A 19,546-nucleotide genomic window follows, 5' to 3' on the forward strand; every position below is an offset into this window, starting at 1 on the left:
CCCCTAGCGCATGGTTTAACACAAGCGGTACGGGTAGGCATTAATGCTCAAATGGCAGGAGATATCGGGCAAGTGGTCGTTGTGGCAATTACCGACGGTCGAGGAAATATACCTTTGGCGCGATCGCTAGGCGAACCTTTACCAGAGGGAGAAAAGCCCGATATCAAGAAAGAACTGCTGGAAATCGCCGCTAGAATTCGCGGATTGGGAATACAACTGTTAGTCATCGACACTGAAAATAAATTTATCTCTACAGGTTTTGCTAAAGAACTAGCTCAAACTGCGGGAGGAAAATACTACCACCTACCAAAAGCTACTGACTCCGCGATCGCTGGTGTTGCTAAAAGTGCAATTAATGCGATTAGGGGTTAGGGAGTCGGGACAAGGGGGAACTCGGGGACCCCACGACCGAAGGGAGTGGGGATTAGGGGGCGAAGGGGGACAAGGAAGAAGAATTTTACCAACTACCAATTACCCATTACCAAATCACCAATTCCGAATTCCGAATTCCGAATTCTCTCCACTCACTTTTAACTAGATTTAACTTCTATCTGCTAGCAATCCAGATATATTAAGAGGATTGTGTAGCTATTTGTGGCTGCTTATGGATAAAGTACGCGACCCAGCTACCAAGTATGCCATATATGTAGCTACGGCAGTCTTGGTACTGGGTTTTATCATTACGCTCGTTCGCAACGGAATACAAATTCTGGCTGATGCCACTTTCTGGTTGGGTTTGTATGGCTGGTTGGCTGCCGGGATCGTTGTCGGCTATTTAGTTTATCTGGGATTGCGAATTTTAGGATGGCGCTCTTCGGAGGAGGCGGAGCCAAATGTAGTGGATACCTCAGGGGTTATCTATAGAGCGATCGCTCCAACCGCAACTGAAAGAGGAACTGAGGCAATCGCCACTCGTTCTAAAATCTCGGCGGGCGAACTTCCACCCTGGGAAGTTGCCGATCTCCCCGCACCGCCGCCATTTAGTTTTAATAATGCGATCGCTCTGATTGGACCTGGAGCAATTCTCTTGGGGACTTCGATTGGTAGCGGCGAATGGCTGCTGGGTCCAGCGGTGACGGCTCAGTACGGTGGTTTTATGTTGTGGATTGCCACGACTTCGATTATTCTCCAAGTCCTCATGAACATGGAGTTTATCCGCTACACCCTGTATACGGGCGAACCAATTTATACAGGTTTTATGCGGACTAAACCAGGACCCCGCTTCTGGGCAATTTTTTATTCTGTCCTGGCGTTTTTGCAACTAGGATGGCCTGGGTGGGCTTCTTCGGCGGCTACGGCTCTGACTGCGATGTTTGTCGGCGATATTCCTGGACCGGAACACGCAGAAACGATTAAAGCATTTGGTTTATTCTGGTTCCTATCTACAGTGGCGATCGTTGCTTTTGGAGCCAAAATTGAGCGGACGATGGAAGTTGTGCAATGGTTTTTTGTTGGGGCAATCCTCCTGTTCTTAATTGTCATTGCCCTGGGTTTTACTGCACCCGAGACGTGGGGTCGAGCGGCAATGGGTTTTCTCCGCTTCGGTACGATTCCGCCTAATGTTGATTGGCTGAAAGTGGGAGGCTTTGCGGCTTTTGCTGGTGCGGGAGGAGTCTTAAATGGAACGCTGAGTAACTGGTTTCGCGATAAGGGATTGGGCATGGGAGGCGTAGTGGGATACATTCCGGCACTGATTGGCGGTCGCCGTATGTCTCTGACTCCCACGGGTAAAGTCTTTCCCTTAACCACCGAAAACAAGAAGCGTTGGCGTGAATGGTGGAAGTATGCCATTACCGACCAATATGGTGTGTGGGTGCTGGGATGTTTCTTAGGAATGGGACTGCCAGCCTTGTTGACTTTGCAGTTTATTCCGCCTGGAACTCACTTTGACAACCAATTTGCGATCGCGGTCTATCAAGCTCAATACCTATCGCGGGAAGATACCACTAGCATTATGTGGTTTATTACTCTGTTGGTAGGCTTTTGGATTCTCTACAGTACCCAACTTGGCATCACTGATGTTTTTGCGCGGATGGTGACAGATATGGTGTGGTCGGGCAGCAGCCACATTCGCGCTTGGCGAGGGGGAGATATTCGTTTTGTTTACTACAGCATCCTCTCTTTGTTTACTCTGTGGGGAGTTTTTATTCTCTTATCAGGGATCAAGCCCTTTTTCTTAATTCTCCTGAGTGCGAACATTGCTGGCTTAAATTTTGTCTTTCTAGGTTTGCACGCTCTCTATGTCAATCGCAAATTTCTCCCTGCCGAATTGCGATCGCCGCTATGGCGAGAGGCGATTGTTTTACTCTCAGTCGTGTTTTTCGGTTTTTTCTTCTGCCAAGCCTTACCGAGTATTATCGGACAGTTTACCCAAGGAGGATAATGTATCGTTCTTAACTAAGTAGTTGTCTACTCTATTAAGATCGATCCCTCACAAATTGGGAAACCTCATGAATCAAATCAGTTCTAATCGTCGGATTGTCTGTCCTCAATGCGGTTACGACGATAACCCTTTTACAGCTAACCACTGTTTGAATTGTAGCTCTCGCCTCCGTAGTCAATCTGCTGATGGGGGCGATCGCGATTCTCCATCGAGGCGTAATAGCATTCCTTGGTCAGTCATACCTTTAGCAGGACTGCTATTAGTCACACTAGGGTTATTTGTTCTCTGGCGGAACAGTCAACCGCCAACGCCTCCCTCATCCCAACCACTAACATCTCAAGCTGATTTCCCGAGAGAATGGCAGCTCTATAACTCCTTGCGGGATGTCCCTGATGTTCCTGAAGGAGTTTTCCTCTATGGCGGCGCTATGGCTTCAGCTGCCTTACGTGCCAAGAATATACAAAGTGAAATTACCCGCGCCCATCCAAAATTTCGCCTGCTTTATACCGATCCGCTCAACGTCCCGCCCGACTCTGGCAAAGGCATTGAAATGACGGCTAATGGAGAAATTAGTTTCTCCGAATCCTTTCGACCCATTCAGCAATCGGAATACAATATAGTGCGATCGCGCGGTTACACCCTCAAACAAGTTCCCGTAGCGCTAGGAGGTATTGCCTTCTACAGCCATCCTGGGGTGAAGTTATCTGGTATATCCTTGGGTCAAATCCAAGAGATTTACAGTGGCAAAATTACGAATTGGCGACAACTGGGAGGATCGAATCTACCAATTGTTCCCGTCAGTCAAGACCCCGATGCGAAAGCGTCTACGAGTTTTCTGTTGCAAGGAATGCCGAGTTCCCAACGGCGGTTTGGTAAAAATGTACAAATTGTCCGCGATACTACTAGTGCAATTCGCAAAGTTGCTGCAATGCCGGGAGGCATCGGCTACGGCGCTCAGGCTTTAGTAGTCGGTCAACAGACAGTTGAGCCACTCAGTTTGGCAAAGGGGCGATCGCGTAACTACGTTCCAGCAGCCGCTCCCGATGGTACGGTGAACCAGCAAGCCCTGCTTGACGGTTCCTATCCACTGATTCGCCGGATCTTTGTAGTTTATCGCGAGGATGGCAGTTTAGATGAAGTGGCTGGAAGAGCTTACGCTAACCTGCTGCTATCCACAGAAGGTCAAAAACTCGTCGATCGAGCGGGTTATGTACCGATTCGGTGAGGAGTGAGGAGTGAGTGACTAGTGGCTTGTGGCTGGTGGCTAGTAGTAAATAGGGTGTGGCGTGTGGCGTGTGGGGCAAAGAGAGCTGAGGAGAAATTACTGGTAACAGGTCACTGGTAACAGGTCACTGGTCACTGGTCACTGATAACTGCTCCCTATAAAATTTACACAAATAAAATTAGGTGCTTTACATTATGTCGCAAAATCATCCTTTACCTCGTTTGATTCTCGCTTTTGTGGCTGGATTTTTATCAGTTTTACTATTTCATCAATTAGCACTATTGTTGTTACATAGTATTGGTTTTGCACCTGCTAAGTTAACAGCTTATGCGATCAAATCAACACAACCGTTCGGCATTCCTCGCGTCTGGTCGCTTGCTTTTTGGGGTGGTGTTTGGGGGATTGTATTAGTCTTATTCGTTTCCTTTTTTCGACAAGGGTTGGGAATTTGGGGGACAACACTGCTATTTGGCGCGATCGCACCTAGTCTTGTTAACTGGTTTATTGTCATGCCCCTAAGAGGCGAACCTGTCGGTGGTGGCTGGCAACCCAACGGTATTGCTACAGCCTTAATTCTCAACGGCATTTGGGGTTTAGGGACAATTTTGCTTTACCGCTTAATTTCCTTAAGCGTACTCGGTCGCAAACGACGCAGCACCAACGGTTTAGAATCGGGAGAACGAGAAAGAATTCGCCACTAGATGTCAGTCAGTTATCAGTTATCAGTTATCAGTGTAGAGACGTTACATGTAACGTCTCTACAAGGTTGTCAGTAACTTGTGACTTGTGAACCACGCACCACTTTTTTATGAAAGTTCATCAAACTAAAATCATTTGCCGTGTCTGTGGTTACGATGATAATCCTAGTAACGCCGATCGCTGTCAGCGTTGCCACTCCACTCTTAACCGCAGTTTTCCCGAATCTGCCAAAAATTCTCAAACTAAAAACTCGTCTGCTTTTCCCTGGTCGGTCATACCGCTGATTGCGTTATTGTTGGGAACGGGTGGGATGTACTGGTTCTACAGAAGTCATACAACTGCTACTTTGAAAGATAAACCGAGTGCAGTTGTTACGCCCACACAGCAACCGCTAGAAAAACAGCCTCCAGCAATAGCATCCAATACAGCGGATATTCAAACCTATGCGTCGATGCAAGATGTTCCTAACGTTCCTACAGGTGTGTTTAATTATGGCGGCGCAACCTGTTTTGCTGCTATGACTGCCCACGGAATGCACTCTAGTATTGCCAAAGTGCGTCCAAATTTCCATCTACGCTATACCGAACCACCTGTTAACGTTCCGCCGGGTTGTAGTACCGGGATCGGTATGTTGCTTGATGGCGAACTCAGTTTTGCTCAAAATGGTCGCTCCGTGTCAGATGCAGAGTATCGCAAAGCTAAAGAACGTAACTTTACTCTGCAACAAGTGCCAGTGGCAATTGACGGCATTGTATTTTTTACCCACCGCAACGTTCCCTTACCTGGACTGTCGGTGAAACAACTTCAAGATATTTTCTTGGGCAAAGTGACTAACTGGAAACAGCTAGGGGGACCCAATCGAGCGATCGCGCCCATTTCTCAAGACCCCAAGGTTCACGCTTCGCTCAAATTATTGCTGAGCGATCGCGTCAACAATTTGGGTCGTAATGTCAAGATCGTGCGCGACTACACCACAGCCATGCGAAGAGTTGCTGCTACCCCTGGGGCAATCTCTTACAGTTCGGCTTCTATTGCTGTCGGACAGCGATCGATTCATCTGTTGGGCGTAGCTAGAGGTAGTTCTAAAGATTACGTCTCCCCTGTTGCAGGCAATCTCGTTAATGTTGCTGCCTTGCGCGATGGTTCTTATCCCATTACTCGCCGTCTATTTATCGTCATCCGTCGCGATCGCACTCCCGACGAACAAGCAGGAGTTGCTTACACCAACTTGTTACTCTCCCACGAAGGACAGCAAATTGTTGAAAAAGCTGGATTTGCAGCGATTCATTGAATTGAAATGTATTTGCAAGTCGCATGGCGACTTGCAAATATTCTCTCCTCAACTCACAGTCACGGGATGGCTGACAACCGCATTGTACAAATAGCCTTTAGCATTGAAAGGCACTGAGGCTGGTTGGGTATTGCCTTTAGTATCTGTAGCCTTTGCCTGAAGCTGATATTTGCCAGGACGAGCATTCCAATCTACATCCCATCTCACCCAAGCTCCATCAAGGTTAGGCTCTCGGAGTCGTGCCGCTTGCCAGGTTTTGCCACCATCAAGGCTGACCTCAACTTTAGCAATTTTACTGCCAGCAGACCAAGAACGCCCTCGCAATAAATGTTCTCCTGCGGGCATTTTGGCATCCCAAGCCAGCTCGAAAGCACTTTTGATATTTTGCGCCGTGATAATCGTGCCTTTAGCAGGGGGATTGGGTTGATAGTCGGAGCCGATTAAGACATAACTTTCCGTGTTCCATGTGGAAAACAGAGGTTTTTCTGAAACTTCAATCCGCCCTACCCATTTGATACTAGCCGCACCCAGCCAGCCTGGAACGAAGGCACGGATGGGGAAACCGTGGTCTGCTGGTAGAGTTTGTCCGTTCATCGCATAGACGAGCAATGTATCTTCCTCTAATGCCTTCGCCAGGGACATCGGACGACGAACTTTCTTTTCGTCTAACCCTTCTGGCATTACGTCTTTTGCGGTGCGTTTGACTCCTGCGAGTTGCAGAACTTCCCGCAAAGGTACGCCCGTCCATTCTGCTACACCGATCGCGCCCAGTTTCCACGGCGCTCCGTCGGCTTTTTTTCCCTGGACGGATTCAAAAAAGTTGCGACCGTTACCAGCGCACTCTAGCGCTCGAATCACCGAGACTGAGGGCAGAGAAAGGAGTTCGTCGTAAGTAAACTCTCTCGGACGAGATACCCCAGATCCTTCAACCCGCAAGCGCCAAGTCTTCTGGTCTATCTTGGGGGTAGCTGTATGGTTGCGGACGTAGAATAGCTCGTTGGGAACGAGATAGCCTCGGTCGTACATGGCTTCCCAACGCATTTCTTGTTGAATGCCTTTGTAATCGTAAAAAAGTTCTGGAGGGACTGGTTTAACTACCTCCCCAGCAGCCAGAGCGGGTTCTTCTAAGCGTAAGCGTGGTAAACCGCTACCAATTGCTATTCCCGCACCGACAGTCATAAATTGCAGGAATTTCTTGCGCGACATACCTAAAGTTTTCGCTTTCTGCCAGATAAATTCATCGGCTCTAGCTTGCTGGTAAACTTTTTCGACTAGCAGATCGTCTTCCTTCATGCCTCATATCTCCAGTCGAGTAAACAAGAACAATATAAAGCTAATTGGCAAATTTTCAAGTAAACAAACAGTTAAGATGGCAAATGAAACTTCTAAAAAACACTGGGAATTTAAATATAGCTATTTCGCTAGATAACAAATTAGTTTTAATGTATAGCGATTCTCGTTATGATGCGATACATTCGTAGGGCGCACAGCTGTGCGCCCCTACATATCTTGTATTTCATCGAATTGAAAAAGGCTATAGTAATTCCAAACTGAGACGGACTTATACCAGTTTTTTGTAATTATATGTCACAGACTATATGTCACAAAGATATGCGACAGCAGATCCCCTAACTCTCCTTGTAAAAAAGGGAACCAGTGGAGAGCAAATTTTGGACAAAAATAAAGAGAATTAGTATTGGTGTTAAGACTATCATCGATCGCCGATTAGTTATTGGTCATCGACTAAATATGAATCGTAATAAAAGCGTTTTTTAATTAGATATTTTATGACTCAAATAAGCATTGTATTTATGTCTTAGCTGTAAAACTTGAACAAAGACCTACAAAGTCAAGACGCGGAATTTTGCGTATCCGTAACCTTGACATTTAAGCAAAAGCTTATGTATCTTATACTTAAGTGAATGCTTAAATATTGTATGAGTAGACCCGCAGCGGGGGGAGATATTTTTCAGGCGATCGCCGATCCAACGCGACGAGCGTTGTTGGATCGGTTGCGTGACGGCGAACAACCAGTAAAACAATTGGCTGAACCTTTTGCCATGTCTCTACCAGCCATTTCTCAGCATTTGCAGGTGTTGTGTGAAGTAGGCTTAGTTACCCAACGGCGGGAAGGAAGGCAGCGCCTCTATCAATTGAATCCCGCACCTTTAAAACAGGTGTCGGAGTGGGTGTCGCATTACGAACAGTTCTGGCAAGAGAAATTAGCCGCTCTCGGTGCATATTTGGAGAACAACCCATGCTCAGAGGATTAAAGACCAAAGTTTTCTATCCTTACTCACCGCAGCAAGTCTGGCGGGGACTCACCGAGAGGCGATCGCTTGCCGCATGGTTGATGGACAATGATTTTGAACTGCAAATCGGTCATAAATTTCAATTTCGCACTCATTCCCTACCAGGTTTAGATGGTGTTATCTGCTGCGAAGTTTTAGAAATTGACGCACCAAAACGACTTGCTTACACTTGGCAGGACAGTTATATGAGTCAGCCTTCGATTGTGATGTGGACGCTGACACCTGTTGATGGCGGGACGCAACTTCAGCTAGAACACCGCGAGTTAAATTACGTAACACCTCAGTTACAGGAGGTACGCATTTGTAACCAGAGATCTCGAACTCCCCTAGATCCCATTAACAAGGGGGGGACAGATGCTCCCTTTTCAAGGGGGTTGAGGGATTTCAATGCAGTGCCTCAAGCTGTAGAGGCGATCGCTTCAAGTTCTCCATGTTCACCTACGCATATTGGTGCAGCTCAAATTTTAGAAAGTGTTATTCTCCATTCTTGGTTGAATGGTGGTTGGAATGACAAGCTCGATCGACTACCAAATGTTTTAGCAAGCTTTTTTGATGATAACGAGTAACTCACTTCTACTTTTTGACTCTCATTCTCGCTCAAATAGTTACAAATATATAGTTTTAACTATATGCTTTGACGCAAGATTTAAGTTTGAATTAGGAGGCTATAAAGATGAGTTTTTCCAAACAGTCAAACATTCCTTTTTTTTCTCAGTTTTCAGCTTATGGAGAGAGTTATTTCAATATTTACTCTCGCTTACTAGCTACAAGAGTAATCTTTTTAAGAGGTGACATTACAGAAGAAATAGCTAATTCAATTGTAGCGCAGATGCTATTTCTCGATACGGAAGATTCAGGACGAGATATTTTTCTATATATCAATAGTTCAGGTGGTTCAGTTACGGCTGCATTGACTATTTACGATACAATGACTCAAATTCAGGCGGATATTTGTACCGTCTGCGTTGGAACTGCAAAGGGAATGGCTGCATTATTACTTTCTTCCGGCACAAAAGGAAAAAGATCGGCTTTACCAAATGCCCGAATTGCGATCGCACAGCCATTAGCTAGCACTCAAGGGAAAGTAAGCGACATCGAAGTTACAGCTAGAGAAATTGCACATTTAAGAGCAACGGTTAATAGCATACTTTCTATTAATACTGCTCGGTCAATAGAACAAATCAAATTCGATACAGAGCGAGAATTTTATCTCAACGCTGAAGCAGCAAAAGAGTATGGATTGATTGACAATATTATTCAAAAGTTGACTGTGTAATTGATAATTGGTTTTGCTTTTTAACTTTTAACTTTTGACTTTCCCATCAAGGAGCAAATATGAAAATTTTAGTTATCGGGGGAACGAATTTTATTGGTCCTGCTGTAGTTAGGCAATTGTATGCAATGGGACACGAAGTTACCGTTTTCCATCGAGGAAAAACAGCAGCAGACTTACCCGAAGGAATACAACATATATTAGGCGATCGCTCCGACCTTACCCAGATGAAAACCGAATTCGAGCGTCTTTCGCCTCAAGTTGTCGTCGATATGTTTCCCTATACCGAGGCAGATGCGATCGCGCTGATGAATATATTTCAGGGTATCGCAGAGCGCGTTGTTGCTATTAGCAGTATGGATGTCTATCGCGCTTATGCAGTATTTCTGCAAATTGAATCGACTCCAGTTGAGCCAGTTCCCCTAACTGAAAATTCAGCCTTGCGCCAGCAGCTACATTTATTTCGGGAAATGGCTGAAAGACCGCTGAACGCTCCCGCAGATTATGAAAAGATTTTGGTCGAACGGGTAGTGATGAATTATCCCGATTTAACTGGTACAATTGTACGGTTGCCAATGGTTTACGGGACGCAAGATCCTCTCAACCGTCTATTCCCCTACTTAAAGCGAATGGATGAAGACCGTCCGGCGATCGTCTTGCCAGAAAGCATAGCTCAATGGCGCGGTTCCTACGGGTATGTAGAGAATGTTGCTGACGCGATCGCTTTGGCAGCTACAAACGAACGTGCTAAGGGACGTATTTATCATGTTGCAGATGCAGAAGTTTTAACTGAGGCAGAAAGACTGAGCAGAGTTGGACGAGTCGCAGGCTGGCAAGGCAAAATTGTGACTGTTGCCACAGAATCTTTACCGACAGACTGGAACCTACCATACAACACGGCTCAGCACTGGCTGGTAGATACCACCCGCATTCGGCAGGAACTCGGTTATAGCGAAGTCGTCACGCTAGAAAAGGCGCTAAAAACAACAATTGACTGGCAGCGATCGCATCCACCAACAGAAATTTCTCCGTGGACTGGAAAAGAATTACTCGACTACGCTACTGAAGATCGAATTTTGAAAAGTATTTAATATCAATTGTAAGGTGGACATTGCCCACCTTACACACTCAATAGAGGATGAGATTAGGGGTGAGGGTAATGATATGAAAACTAGCCTCTACCAACTACCAACTACCCATTACCCATTACCACTTTTTCATGAAAGCTTTAGAAGCGTATAATCTCAAAAAAACTTTCCGCCGCAATAAACAAAATGTACCAGCAGTGAAGGATGTTTCCTTAACCATCTACCCAGGAGAGATCTTAGCTTTTCTTGGTCCCAATGGTGCAGGTAAAACAACTAGTATCAAAATGATGGCGGGTTTAATTCAGCCTGATTCTGGTTCAGTGAGAATTGTAGGTAAAGATCCTCATCGCAATGCTTCAGCGTTACAAAACCTGGGTGCAGTTTTAGAAGGAAATCGCAACCTTTACTGGCGATTGACTCCAGAGGAAAATTTAGAATATTTTGGCGTATTAAAAGGACTGAATCGACGAGAAGCACGTCTTGCCGGAAGAGATCTTTTAGAAAGATTTGACTTGTTAGCCAAGCGATATACTCCTGTAGAGCAACTTTCACGGGGAATGCAACAGAAATTAGCATTTGCTGTAGCTTTAGTTCATCGTCCCAAACTTTTATTATTAGATGAACCAACTTTAGGATTAGATGTAGAAGCAACTGAGGATGTAAAAATTCTCGTTCGCGAAATTGCTGCTACTGGTTGTGCTATCTTGCTGACAACACACCAATTACAAATAGCAGAAATTTTATCAGACCGAATTGCCATTATTCAAAAAGGCGAGATTTTGGCAGAAGCACCCACACAAAAATTGATTCAACAATTTTCTGGTACAGCTTACAAGATAGAAATGGAAACCGCTTTAGATGAAACAAGAATAATAGAATTAGAAACAATTGGTTTAGAGATTGAATCCAGAAGATTTATTTACATCGATCGCCCGGAATTACTCTATAAAGTTCTTGCTATTCTCCAGCCTTTACCAATTCAATCTGTGGCAAAAGAACAAGCTAATTTAACAGAAATATTTTTACAGATTGTGAAACAAGGTAATAATATTAATGATTGAGTTATTTTTTGCAGAATTGAAACGAACTTGGATTTTACAACGTCGCTATCCAATCGAAGTTTTTGGTATTATTATAGTTACTGTTTCAATTTTTTATGGATTGTTTTTGAGCGCTCGCTATGTTGCTGGGGCGAGTTTCCAATTAGGCGATCGCCTCGATTCAATAGTTATTGGCTACGTGCTTTGGAGCTTAGTTTTATTTGTTATGGGCAACGTTGCTAATAGAATTCAGTACGAAGCTCAAACTGGCACGCTCGAACAACTTTTTCTCTCTCAATTCGGGGCAGTCAAAGTATTTTTAATTCGATCGCTAGCAGCGATAACGTTGCAATTAGCTTTTGTTTTGAGCATTTTATTAACTATAATGCTCTTAACTGGCAGCCGTCTCGATTTTCCTCCAGTTTTGATTTTACCTCTCATAACTGTATTGATGGGAGCGAATGGGATTGCTTTTATAATTGGAGCTTTAGCTTTATTATTTAAGCAGGTAAGCCAATTACAAGTCATATTTCAATTTGGTTTATTATTTCTCCTAGCTACTCCCATAGAAGCATCGACGGGATTTGCCCGAGTCTTAGCAAGTCTATTACCAATTACTCCCAGTGCAGGAATATTACGAGCTTTGATGGCACGCGGAGAGAATTTAAATTTAACTCACATAGCGATCGCATTCATCAATGGAGCCGTATATTTTGCTCTAGGGTTAGGACTATTCCGACTAGCAGAACGCCAAGCAAAGAAACGCGGAATTTTAGGCGGATATTAATCAGTGACTAGTGACTAGTCACTAGTCACTAGTCACTAGTCACTAGTCACTCATCAACAACTAACAACCAACTGGTTGCGAACACAGAACTTGCTTCATCGTTTGCAATAATTCTTGGGCTGTGTAGGGTTTTGCTAAAAAGGCTTGTACTTCTATGTCTGTCATTCCATGAAATTTGTCTTGAGCGGCTAAACCACTAGTAGCAATAATTTTAGTTTGGGGATTGAGTTTTTGTATAGTACGAATTGTGGTAATACCGTCCATTGCAGGCATTAACATATCAATTAAGATTAAATCTATCCGATCGCGGTGTTCTGCGTAGGTAGCGATCGCCTCAATTCCGTCACTAGCAGTGACAACTTTATAATTAAAAGTCTCTAGAGAAGTTTTTGTTGCCTCGCGCACGCCAGCTTCATCATCCACAACCAAAATCAACTCACCGTTCCCATAGGGCGTGTCTTGTTCTGTCTGCCGATAATATTCTACAACTGCCACTGCTGGTAGATAGACTTGAAATTCCGTACCTCTACCGAGTTCGCTCCAAACTTGAATAAATCCATTGTGACCTTTAACAATACCCATGACAGTGGATAGTCCCAGTCCCGTGCCTTTGCCGAGTTCTTTGGTCGTGAAAAATGGCTCAAAAATTCTTTCCTGGGTTTCCAGCGACATTCCCTGACCTGTATCTCTGACGGTAACGACGATGTAGGAGCCAGCTTTTGCCTCCAAGTTCATCCTGGCGTAGTGTTCGTCTGCTGTAAAGTTTTCGGCAGAAATTGTCAACGTTCCACCATTAGGCATGGCATCGCGAGCGTTGACGCAGAGATTCATTAGGACTTGATGCAGTTGAGTGGCATCCCCAGAGACAGACCACAAATTAGAGGCAATGTTAGTCTGAACCTCGATCGATTTTGGAAAGGTTTGTTTGGCAATTTGGCGAATTTCTGAGATTAAATGCTTAATTTGTAAGTTTGTATACGTTCCCTCTAAACCTCGTGCAAAAGAGAGTACCTGCTTGACTAAAGCCGCACCCCGTTTGGCGTTGGTAACGACAATTGGCAAAAGTCGCTGACTGCGCTCGTCGTGCATTTGAGATTCCAGTAGCTGAGCTGTCATCAGAATTGGTGCTAGGACATTATTCAAATCGTGAGCAATGCCGCTGGCAAGAGTGCCGATACTTTCCAAACGCTGAGCGCGTAAAAATTGAGCTTCTAAGAGTTTTTTCTCGGTAATATCAGTATTAACGACAAGAATTGACTTAGGCTGAGCTTGGCGATCGCGTACTAAGGTCCAACGACTGTAGACAACAATTGGTTTCTCGTTTTTAGTGACTTGATGTAGTTCGCCTTGCCAAGTGTCTGTTTGCTTTAAGGCTGTGTGAATCTCTAGTAGTTGATCGACGAGACTCTCGTTGTAGATTAATAAGTTAGGATTTTGCCCGATCGCCTCTTGTGCTTGCCAACCGTAGAGACGTTCTGCTCCCTTGTTCCAATATAAAACTTTGTCATCCAGCGATCTAACGATAATGGCATCGGTAGCGACATCGAGTAATTCGGCTTGGGCGCGGATTTGTTGCTGAGTGTGCTGGCGTTCGAGGGCGTAGCGAATAGAACGTTCTAGTAAAGGGGCGCTCAACTGAGTTTTTTCTAGATAGTCGGCTGCTCCTGCTTTCATCGCCTCGATATCGATTTCGCGATCGCCTTTGCCCGTGAGTAAAATTATGGGTGCGGCACAACCTTCAGCTACGGCAGCTTGAAGCAATTCTAAACCATTGCGATCGCCCAAGCGGTAGTCGAGCAAGTAAATATCGTGTTGACACTGGGCGATCGTCGCTATTGCCTCATCATAAGAACTTACCCAGTCTAAATCGAATGTCGTGCCTTGAGCTGCTGCCAACCAGTCTCGCGTCAAGACATAATCGTCCTCGTCGTCATCAACTAAAAGTACTTTGACTCGCTCAGTGTCCATGTCCGTTTCCCACCGATTGCAGTGGTAGTTCTACAATTTCAAACCAGTATTTACCAATAGTCCTCATGACCTCTACTAAGGAAGCAAAGGTGACTGGTTTAGTGATATAAGAGTTAGCGCCTAATTCATAACTACGATAAATATCTTCCTCGGCTTTGGAAGTTGTCAATACCACTACTGGTATATGTTTTAACTGCGGGTCTGCCTTAATTTCCCGTAGTGCCTCGCGTCCGTCTTTCTTGGGCATGTTGAGATCGAGTAAAATCAAGCCTGGACGAGGGGCAAGCTTCAGGTCAGTATATTGACCGCGCTGATGTAGGTAATCCATTAATTCCTCGCCATCGCGCACGAGATAGAGATCGTTAGCCAAGCGACTTTCTGCCAGCGCTTCTCTTGCTAACATGCAATCGTCTTCGTCATCGTCAGCCATGAGAATTGTGACAGTGGTGCGTCGCCCTTTCACTCCGAGTTATCTCCTACGAGTTGTTTAATTGGCAGGGTAACACTAAATTTAGCTCCTTGCCCTGGACTACTTTGAGCTGTAATATTGCCCTGATGTCGTTCGACGATTTTACGGCAAATCGCTAGTCCGATTCCTGTACCCTCGTACTGACTGCGACTGTGCAGGCGTTGAAAGACATTGAAGATCCGATCGAGATACTTTTGCTCAAAACCAATACCATTATCCTCTACCATAATTTGACATGATGTGGCGATCGCCCCATCTGTAACTGGTTGGTGTTGGGAATCAAATAGTTGGCTGAAAAGCTTAACCACTGGAGGCGTATCTTGTTTGTGAAACTTCAGTGCATTACTCAAAAGATTTTGTAATAACTGCTGCATCTGTACTGGGTCAGCATCAATTTTAGGAAGGGAACTAACTTCCACCTTACCCCCAGTCTGCTGTATCCTCACCTCTAGATCGGATAATACTTCTTTTACGACTCGATTGAGATCGACAGTTACAAAAGGTTGCGCTTTAGTCGTGACGCGGGACAGCATTAAGAGATCGTCAATCAGAGTTTGCATCCGTCCGGCTGCATTCTGCATTCGCTCCAAGGAATCGAGTCCTTGCTCGTTGAGAGCATCCCCGCAACTGGCTTTTAAGCGGTTGCCAAAGGCTTGAATTTTTCGGAGTGGCTCCTGCAAGTCGTGGGAAGCAACGGAGGCAAATTGTTGCAGTTCCGCGTTAGAACGGGCGAGTTCTTGCGCGTAGCGGGTTTCTTCGGCTAGCATTTGGGCTTGGGCGAGAGCAATACCGATTTGATCGCTTAATTGGCGCAATAATTCGGTTTCAAAACTGCTCCAAACGCGGGGACTACTACATTGATGGGCAATCAGCAAACCCCAGAGTTCTCGCTTGAGGAAAATCGGCACGACGAGATTAGCTCGGACTCCATATTGTTGCAGAAGTTCTTTGTGGCAAGCGTGTATTTCTGCTAGCTCGACATCATGAATAGCGCTGATGCGTCCTTGTCGGTATTTCTGAATGTATTCCTCCCCAAAACAAGGATCGTAGATATGTTGTCCTAAAATCGCTGGATAGCCGTTGACTACGGCTTCCCGCACGACATTTCCAGAACCATCCAACCATAGGCGAAAAATAATCACCCGATCTGCTCGCAGGAATTTTTGAATTTCGTTGACGGTAGTTTGGAGGATCGATTCCAGTTGGAGCGATTGACGAATTTTCAGGGTAATTTCGGCAAATAATTGCGATCGCAAATTTTGGCGTTGTAGTTCTGCTTCGGCTCGTTTGCGTTCGGTGATGTCGCTGCCAATACCCAAAAATCCGGTAATCTTACCGTTAGCATCGTACATGGCGCTAATTGACAGTAAAACGGGGAAGCGGCTGCCATCTTTACGAATGTAAGTCCATTCTTGCTCGGTTGGTTCTCCCCGTCTTGCTTTGGCAACAAATACCTCAAACCCTGGTTCGATTGTCACTCCCAGTTCTTGAGTCAATTCTCGCGCCCGACTGACGACTTCTTCGCGATCGTGAATGATTACGGGTGTAGTTTTACCAACAATTTCTGAGGCGGAATAGCCCAATAATTTCTCGGCAGCAGCATTAAAGGTGAGGATTGTCCCGTCAGTAGTGGTAGAAATTATCGTATAGTTAGCGCTGTTAAGAACTGCTTGTTGCAACTGCATAGTTTGTTGCAGTTGGTTTTCCATCCGTTTACGATCGGTGATATCGCGTGTAAAGCAGCGCGTGTGGATAAATTGCTTGTCTTTCCAAAAAACGTTGGAGCCGATCGATACATCTCGGATAGAACCATCTTTGCATAACAACCGCGCCTCGTAGTCGCACAGTGTCTCGCCAGCGTTAAGGCGTTGCAGAATATCGTCGATAACTTCTCGATCGGCGTGAAATTTGGCAATGTGTTGTCCGATGTACTCTTCGCGAGTGTAACCGAGCAAATTTAATTCAGCTTGGTTTGCCCAGACAATAATTCCATCTGCTCCTACCCAGTGTATGCCGACGCTGGCATTTTCTAGAAAATCAGCCAGTTCTCGTTCTCGCGTGCGGGCGATCGCTTCTAAACGTTTGCGATCGTTAATATTTTGAAAATATACTGATATACCATCTTGAGATGGATAGGCATGAACGGCAAACCAAGTATTGAGCGGAGGATAGAACTCTTCAAAAGCAACTGCAATTTGTTGCGCTCTTGCTTGGCGATACTCCTGGTCAAAAGTAGAACCCACTGCTTCGGGAAACTCATCCCAAATATTTTTACCAATTAACTCCGCTCTCGTTTTTTGTAGAAATACTTGGGCGTGTTGATTGATGTAGGTAAATCGCCACTCATTATCTAAGGCAAAAAAGCCATCGCTGATACTTTCTAAAATATTGGTAACTTGTTGGCGCGATGCTTGGGCTGCGTCCGTAGAGGCGCGTAATTCTGCCATCGTCCGACTAGCTTGTAATAAATGCCGTACTCGCTGCCGTAAAACTATGTCGTTAATTGGTTTGGTAATAAAATCAGTTGCACCTGCATCAAAAGCGAGTTGGAGCGATTCTGCATCATCTAGCCTGGTAACGATTAATATTGGCACGCTATCGCCATTGGGAAAACTACGCAAGTGCCGACAGCAGGCGAACCCATCCATCACGGGCATAACGGCATCTAGCAATACGAGACTGGGACGAAACTGAGTGTAAGCCGCTATTGCCTGTTCGCCATTCTGCGCCTCTACGACCTGATATCCAGCCTGTTCCATCACTCGGCGCATGTGCTGCCGCATGAGTTTATCGTCGTCTACAACCAAAATCGTAGTAGCATCGAGAATGGGAGCGTTGTCCATAGCTTACGCTTAGACTAAATTTTTTGGCGTTCTAATTGGCAGAGCTATTTATACTCTATTAAATATTAAATTCATCACGTTTGCGCGATCGCCAATGAAACATCTAGCCTAAGACTGATGATTTCTTTTTGAAGGTGGTTAAAAATGCTACACTGCATAAAAAAGATGAAATGTCAATTAGTCATCGGTAGTTGGTAGTTGGTAATTGCTAAGTCGTAAGTCAGAATAAACTGGTCACTGGTCACTGGTCACTGTGTACGCCATTTGCCAGAAATCTTTTTCCAATTTAGCAACATTCAAAAAAGCTGCTGTAGCTTGTTGCTGCACCTCCTCTGAGGCGTTACTTAAAGCTGCATCTGCTTGCCGTTCTAGGTAGCCTACGTAAGTCGTAAAATCAGGATTGCCCCAGCGGTTCGCAAATTCGGTGTAGGGTGGGGGCATGGCTCCAGGTAATTGCCAGCCTTGATTGTAGGCTAGTTCGATCGCCCAAAGTGCCGTAGCTTGTACAGCATAGGTTGTTGCAGACAAGCTTTGCATATAGTCGCAATACTCAATGCAAGTAGGCTGTTTATCAGTATTGAGTTGCAGTTGACGTTCTGCGGCTTTGGCTTGAAACCAGTTGAGTTCGTCTTTAAGAGCGCTCAATCCAGCCAAAAGAATATCGAAATGCTGCGGGGGTGCGATCGCCAAAATTCTCGCGAGAAAACGGGTAAAATCCACCACAAATAAATAGTCTTGTACCAACCAAGTATTAAACTGTTGCGGCTGAATTGTTCCCTGTTGGCATTCTTGCAGGAAAGGATGGATCGTAGCTTCTTGCCACGCTTGAGGATGCTTTTGTAGTAATTGTTGACAAGTTAAGCTCATATAGCATTTTTATTGAATTTTATATGGCGAGATAGAAGTTAAGGCAATAATTCAACACAATTGCAGTGGCTTGGACGGAGAATCGAAAAATCTCGGCGATCGAGCGTGTAGTGACTTGCAACAGGATTGTTAGACATCTACACTTAGGGGTTAAAAACTGGCAGAATAAATGCCATCATGATGCCCCCGATCGCAACACTTTCAATAACTTTTAAAATTAAACTAGAGTGTTTAATTTTAATTCCTTGAAGCCAAAAACGTGGAGTATCCTCATCACGTATTTTCCAATCAAACATCGATACTAGTAATGGAACTCCGCCGACTTTAATTCCAATCAGTAGATGTAATGCGAGACTAGCAAACACGCAGATCCACGCCACTAGATGAGCTAGATACCATTGATGATGAATTTCTCCAGCAGGAAGCCATTCTTCTTTCATCATTCGACCAGTTACCACAGCAAACGTTACTGCAAGCAACATTAATGTATTTGCCAAGCGGTGTAATGATATCCACCAAACGGGTTTACCAAACTGTTTCAATTGACTAAAAGACTGCTCTTGTAATAGACGACGATAGCCAAGATGAAAGCTGTATAGGACAAACAGTGGTAAAAATAATAGAAATGTCAAAGCAATCGTGCCATGAATACCTTGAATATCTCCTAGTGTGGGTAATGCAAGACTACCCCAACGTTTGTCATAGGTGTTGTAAACCAAAAAACCTGAAATTAAGGCTAAAAGGACTAGTAATGCAGCAATACCATGCAATATTCGCAATAGAGCGGGTTGGTATGGGCTAGACTGCGGCATATCTATGTTTGTTCTATTCTAGGTTCGTTCTCATCGGGAGTTTCTTGAACTATAGCAGAATTAGAGCTGTTGCCTAGAGGCTAGGCAGTATAGCTCTAATGATGGAAAGATTCTACGCAGTCCGCTCCATCTACTCGGGTAAATAGATCGCATACTTGTAGCATATTTCCAAAATGTTCAATCTAAATGTTCAATCTAGTTGTTTTGCCAGTTTTAATGGTTAATCATCCAAGGGCGACTGCCAGTATGACTTCTCAGGTGGGGTTGTTCGGGTTCGCGATCGCGTTTGACTAATTTTGGCTCTGGATTTTCCTGTTTCAGTCGCATCGAACCAGACAACAACATCGGTGGTGCAAACACTTTTTTGGCAGGTTCTTCACAAGTTGGGCAATGAGCAGGATTGTTACATTCTGCCAGCGATCGCCATTCATCGAATACACCACAATCATCGCAACGAAATTCGTATAAAGGCATAACTAGGGGCTAGGG

18 protein-coding genes and 1 pseudogene are annotated in these 19,546 nt (G+C 44.9%); 12 read left to right on the forward strand and 7 right to left on the reverse strand.

Annotation, left to right across the window (positions count from 1 at the left end; translation table 11 throughout):
• The 6 genes and pseudogenes from C7Y66_RS23725 to C7Y66_RS23750 form a co-directional block, all read left to right on the forward strand.
• A pseudogene (locus C7Y66_RS23725) lies at window positions 1–372 on the forward strand (magnesium chelatase ATPase subunit D); the annotation flags it as partial.
• Window positions 356–538 carry a hypothetical protein gene (locus C7Y66_RS23730; protein ID WP_106547484.1) on the forward strand — a complete coding sequence of 61 codons (183 nt, stop codon included), beginning with the start codon at window positions 356–358 and terminating at the stop codon, window positions 536–538. The pseudogene C7Y66_RS23725 and the gene C7Y66_RS23730, both read left to right, overlap by 17 nt.
• Window positions 539–604: 66 nt before the next feature.
• A complete protein-coding gene (locus tag C7Y66_RS23735; protein ID WP_106547485.1) occupies window positions 605–2,383 on the forward strand; it encodes an Nramp family divalent metal transporter in 1,779 nt (592 codons plus the stop codon).
• 67 nt (window positions 2,384–2,450) lie between these two features.
• Window positions 2,451–3,608 (forward strand): PstS family phosphate ABC transporter substrate-binding protein, encoded by a 1,158-nt coding sequence (locus C7Y66_RS23740; RefSeq protein ID WP_106547486.1) that lies wholly within the window; start codon window positions 2,451–2,453, stop codon window positions 3,606–3,608.
• Between the two features lie 194 nt (window positions 3,609–3,802).
• Window positions 3,803–4,309, forward strand: a complete 507-nt coding sequence (locus C7Y66_RS23745) for a hypothetical protein (RefSeq protein ID WP_106547487.1) — start codon at window positions 3,803–3,805, stop codon at window positions 4,307–4,309.
• 107 nt (window positions 4,310–4,416) lie between these two features.
• Window positions 4,417–5,598, forward strand: coding sequence for a substrate-binding domain-containing protein (locus C7Y66_RS23750; RefSeq protein ID WP_106547488.1), 1,182 nt, complete (start codon window positions 4,417–4,419; stop codon window positions 5,596–5,598).
• A gap of 48 nt (window positions 5,599–5,646) precedes the next feature.
• Here the strand turns inward: C7Y66_RS23750 and C7Y66_RS23755 are convergent, their stop codons facing one another.
• Window positions 5,647–6,891: a sulfite oxidase gene (locus C7Y66_RS23755; RefSeq protein WP_106547489.1), complete on the reverse strand. Its 1,245-nt coding sequence runs from the start codon at window positions 6,889–6,891 to the stop codon at window positions 5,647–5,649.
• Window positions 6,892–7,535: 644 nt separating this feature from the next.
• On the opposite strand from C7Y66_RS23755, the gene C7Y66_RS23760 reads away from it, so the two are divergent.
• From C7Y66_RS23760 to C7Y66_RS23785, 6 genes are all read left to right on the forward strand, one after another.
• A complete protein-coding gene (locus C7Y66_RS23760; RefSeq protein ID WP_039715967.1) occupies window positions 7,536–7,871 on the forward strand; it encodes a helix-turn-helix transcriptional regulator in 336 nt (111 codons plus the stop codon).
• Entirely contained in the window at window positions 7,856–8,476 is a 621-nt protein-coding gene (locus C7Y66_RS23765) for an SRPBCC domain-containing protein (protein WP_106547490.1), read from the forward strand. The genes C7Y66_RS23760 and C7Y66_RS23765 overlap by 16 nt, the downstream gene beginning before the upstream one ends.
• A gap of 107 nt (window positions 8,477–8,583) precedes the next feature.
• Window positions 8,584–9,186: an ATP-dependent Clp protease proteolytic subunit gene (locus C7Y66_RS23770; protein WP_106547491.1), complete on the forward strand. Its 603-nt coding sequence runs from the start codon at window positions 8,584–8,586 to the stop codon at window positions 9,184–9,186.
• Window positions 9,187–9,245: 59 nt separating this feature from the next.
• Window positions 9,246–10,274: an NAD-dependent epimerase/dehydratase family protein gene (locus C7Y66_RS23775; protein ID WP_106547492.1), complete on the forward strand. Its 1,029-nt coding sequence runs from the start codon at window positions 9,246–9,248 to the stop codon at window positions 10,272–10,274.
• A 128-nt stretch (window positions 10,275–10,402) separates the two neighbouring features.
• Window positions 10,403–11,332: an ABC transporter ATP-binding protein gene (locus tag C7Y66_RS23780; protein ID WP_106547493.1), complete on the forward strand. Its 930-nt coding sequence runs from the start codon at window positions 10,403–10,405 to the stop codon at window positions 11,330–11,332.
• Window positions 11,325–12,098: an ABC transporter permease gene (locus C7Y66_RS23785; protein WP_106547494.1), complete on the forward strand. Its 774-nt coding sequence runs from the start codon at window positions 11,325–11,327 to the stop codon at window positions 12,096–12,098. Before C7Y66_RS23780 ends, C7Y66_RS23785 begins: the two co-directional genes overlap by 8 nt.
• Window positions 12,099–12,158: 60 nt before the next feature.
• Here the strand turns inward: C7Y66_RS23785 and C7Y66_RS23790 are convergent, their stop codons facing one another.
• The 6 genes from C7Y66_RS23790 to C7Y66_RS23815 all read right to left on the reverse strand — a co-directional run bounded on the left by C7Y66_RS23790 (window position 12,159) and on the right by C7Y66_RS23815 (window position 19,531).
• Complete coding sequence (locus C7Y66_RS23790; protein WP_106547495.1) at window positions 12,159–14,066, reverse strand: response regulator; 1,908 nt, start codon at window positions 14,064–14,066, stop codon at window positions 12,159–12,161.
• Window positions 14,056–14,529: a response regulator gene (locus C7Y66_RS23795; RefSeq protein ID WP_015153663.1), complete on the reverse strand. Its 474-nt coding sequence runs from the start codon at window positions 14,527–14,529 to the stop codon at window positions 14,056–14,058. The genes C7Y66_RS23790 and C7Y66_RS23795 overlap by 11 nt, the downstream gene beginning before the upstream one ends.
• Window positions 14,526–17,378, reverse strand: a complete 2,853-nt coding sequence (locus C7Y66_RS23800) for a PAS domain S-box protein (RefSeq protein ID WP_106547496.1) — start codon at window positions 17,376–17,378, stop codon at window positions 14,526–14,528. Before C7Y66_RS23800 ends, C7Y66_RS23795 begins: the two co-directional genes overlap by 4 nt.
• A gap of 234 nt (window positions 17,379–17,612) precedes the next feature.
• A complete protein-coding gene (locus C7Y66_RS23805) occupies window positions 17,613–18,245 on the reverse strand; it encodes a TenA family transcriptional regulator (RefSeq protein ID WP_106547497.1) in 633 nt (210 codons plus the stop codon).
• Window positions 18,246–18,388: 143 nt separating this feature from the next.
• Window positions 18,389–19,057, reverse strand: coding sequence for a cytochrome b/b6 domain-containing protein (locus C7Y66_RS23810; RefSeq protein ID WP_106547498.1), 669 nt, complete (start codon window positions 19,055–19,057; stop codon window positions 18,389–18,391).
• A gap of 213 nt (window positions 19,058–19,270) precedes the next feature.
• On the reverse strand, window positions 19,271–19,531 hold the full coding sequence (locus tag C7Y66_RS23815; protein ID WP_015153666.1) for an FmdB family zinc ribbon protein: 261 nt from the start codon (window positions 19,529–19,531) through the stop codon (window positions 19,271–19,273).
• Between the last annotated feature and the right edge of the window lie 15 nt (window positions 19,532–19,546).

The sequence above is a fragment of the Chroococcidiopsis sp. CCALA 051 genome (genome assembly GCF_003015105.1).
Classification (GTDB): Bacteria; Cyanobacteriota; Cyanobacteriia; order Cyanobacteriales; family Chroococcidiopsidaceae; genus Chroococcidiopsis; species Chroococcidiopsis thermalis.

What these genes read in the sequence shown, in the direction of transcription:
- C7Y66_RS23765 (WP_106547490.1), top strand. Translation starts at nt 7,856, where the DNA reads ATGCTCAGAGGATTAAAGACCAAAGTTTTCTATCCTTACTCACCGCAG.
- C7Y66_RS23800 (WP_106547496.1), bottom strand. Translation starts at nt 17,378, where the DNA reads ATGGACAACGCTCCCATTCTCGATGCTACTACGATTTTGGTTGTAGAC.
- C7Y66_RS23770 (WP_106547491.1), top strand. Translation starts at nt 8,584, where the DNA reads ATGAGTTTTTCCAAACAGTCAAACATTCCTTTTTTTTCTCAGTTTTCA.
- C7Y66_RS23780 (WP_106547493.1), top strand. Translation starts at nt 10,403, where the DNA reads ATGAAAGCTTTAGAAGCGTATAATCTCAAAAAAACTTTCCGCCGCAAT.
- C7Y66_RS23785 (WP_106547494.1), top strand. Translation starts at nt 11,325, where the DNA reads ATGATTGAGTTATTTTTTGCAGAATTGAAACGAACTTGGATTTTACAA.
- C7Y66_RS23775 (WP_106547492.1), top strand. Translation starts at nt 9,246, where the DNA reads ATGAAAATTTTAGTTATCGGGGGAACGAATTTTATTGGTCCTGCTGTA.
- C7Y66_RS23745 (WP_106547487.1), top strand. Translation starts at nt 3,803, where the DNA reads ATGTCGCAAAATCATCCTTTACCTCGTTTGATTCTCGCTTTTGTGGCT.
- C7Y66_RS23790 (WP_106547495.1), bottom strand. Translation starts at nt 14,066, where the DNA reads ATGGACACTGAGCGAGTCAAAGTACTTTTAGTTGATGACGACGAGGAC.
- C7Y66_RS23740 (WP_106547486.1), top strand. Translation starts at nt 2,451, where the DNA reads ATGAATCAAATCAGTTCTAATCGTCGGATTGTCTGTCCTCAATGCGGT.
- C7Y66_RS23755 (WP_106547489.1), bottom strand. Translation starts at nt 6,891, where the DNA reads ATGAAGGAAGACGATCTGCTAGTCGAAAAAGTTTACCAGCAAGCTAGA.
- C7Y66_RS23735 (WP_106547485.1), top strand. Translation starts at nt 605, where the DNA reads ATGGATAAAGTACGCGACCCAGCTACCAAGTATGCCATATATGTAGCT.
- C7Y66_RS23815 (WP_015153666.1), bottom strand. Translation starts at nt 19,531, where the DNA reads ATGCCTTTATACGAATTTCGTTGCGATGATTGTGGTGTATTCGATGAA.
- C7Y66_RS23750 (WP_106547488.1), top strand. Translation starts at nt 4,417, where the DNA reads ATGAAAGTTCATCAAACTAAAATCATTTGCCGTGTCTGTGGTTACGAT.
- C7Y66_RS23810 (WP_106547498.1), bottom strand. Translation starts at nt 19,057, where the DNA reads ATGCCGCAGTCTAGCCCATACCAACCCGCTCTATTGCGAATATTGCAT.
- C7Y66_RS23805 (WP_106547497.1), bottom strand. Translation starts at nt 18,245, where the DNA reads ATGAGCTTAACTTGTCAACAATTACTACAAAAGCATCCTCAAGCGTGG.
- C7Y66_RS23730 (WP_106547484.1), top strand. Translation starts at nt 356, where the DNA reads ATGCGATTAGGGGTTAGGGAGTCGGGACAAGGGGGAACTCGGGGACCC.
- C7Y66_RS23760 (WP_039715967.1), top strand. Translation starts at nt 7,536, where the DNA reads ATGAGTAGACCCGCAGCGGGGGGAGATATTTTTCAGGCGATCGCCGAT.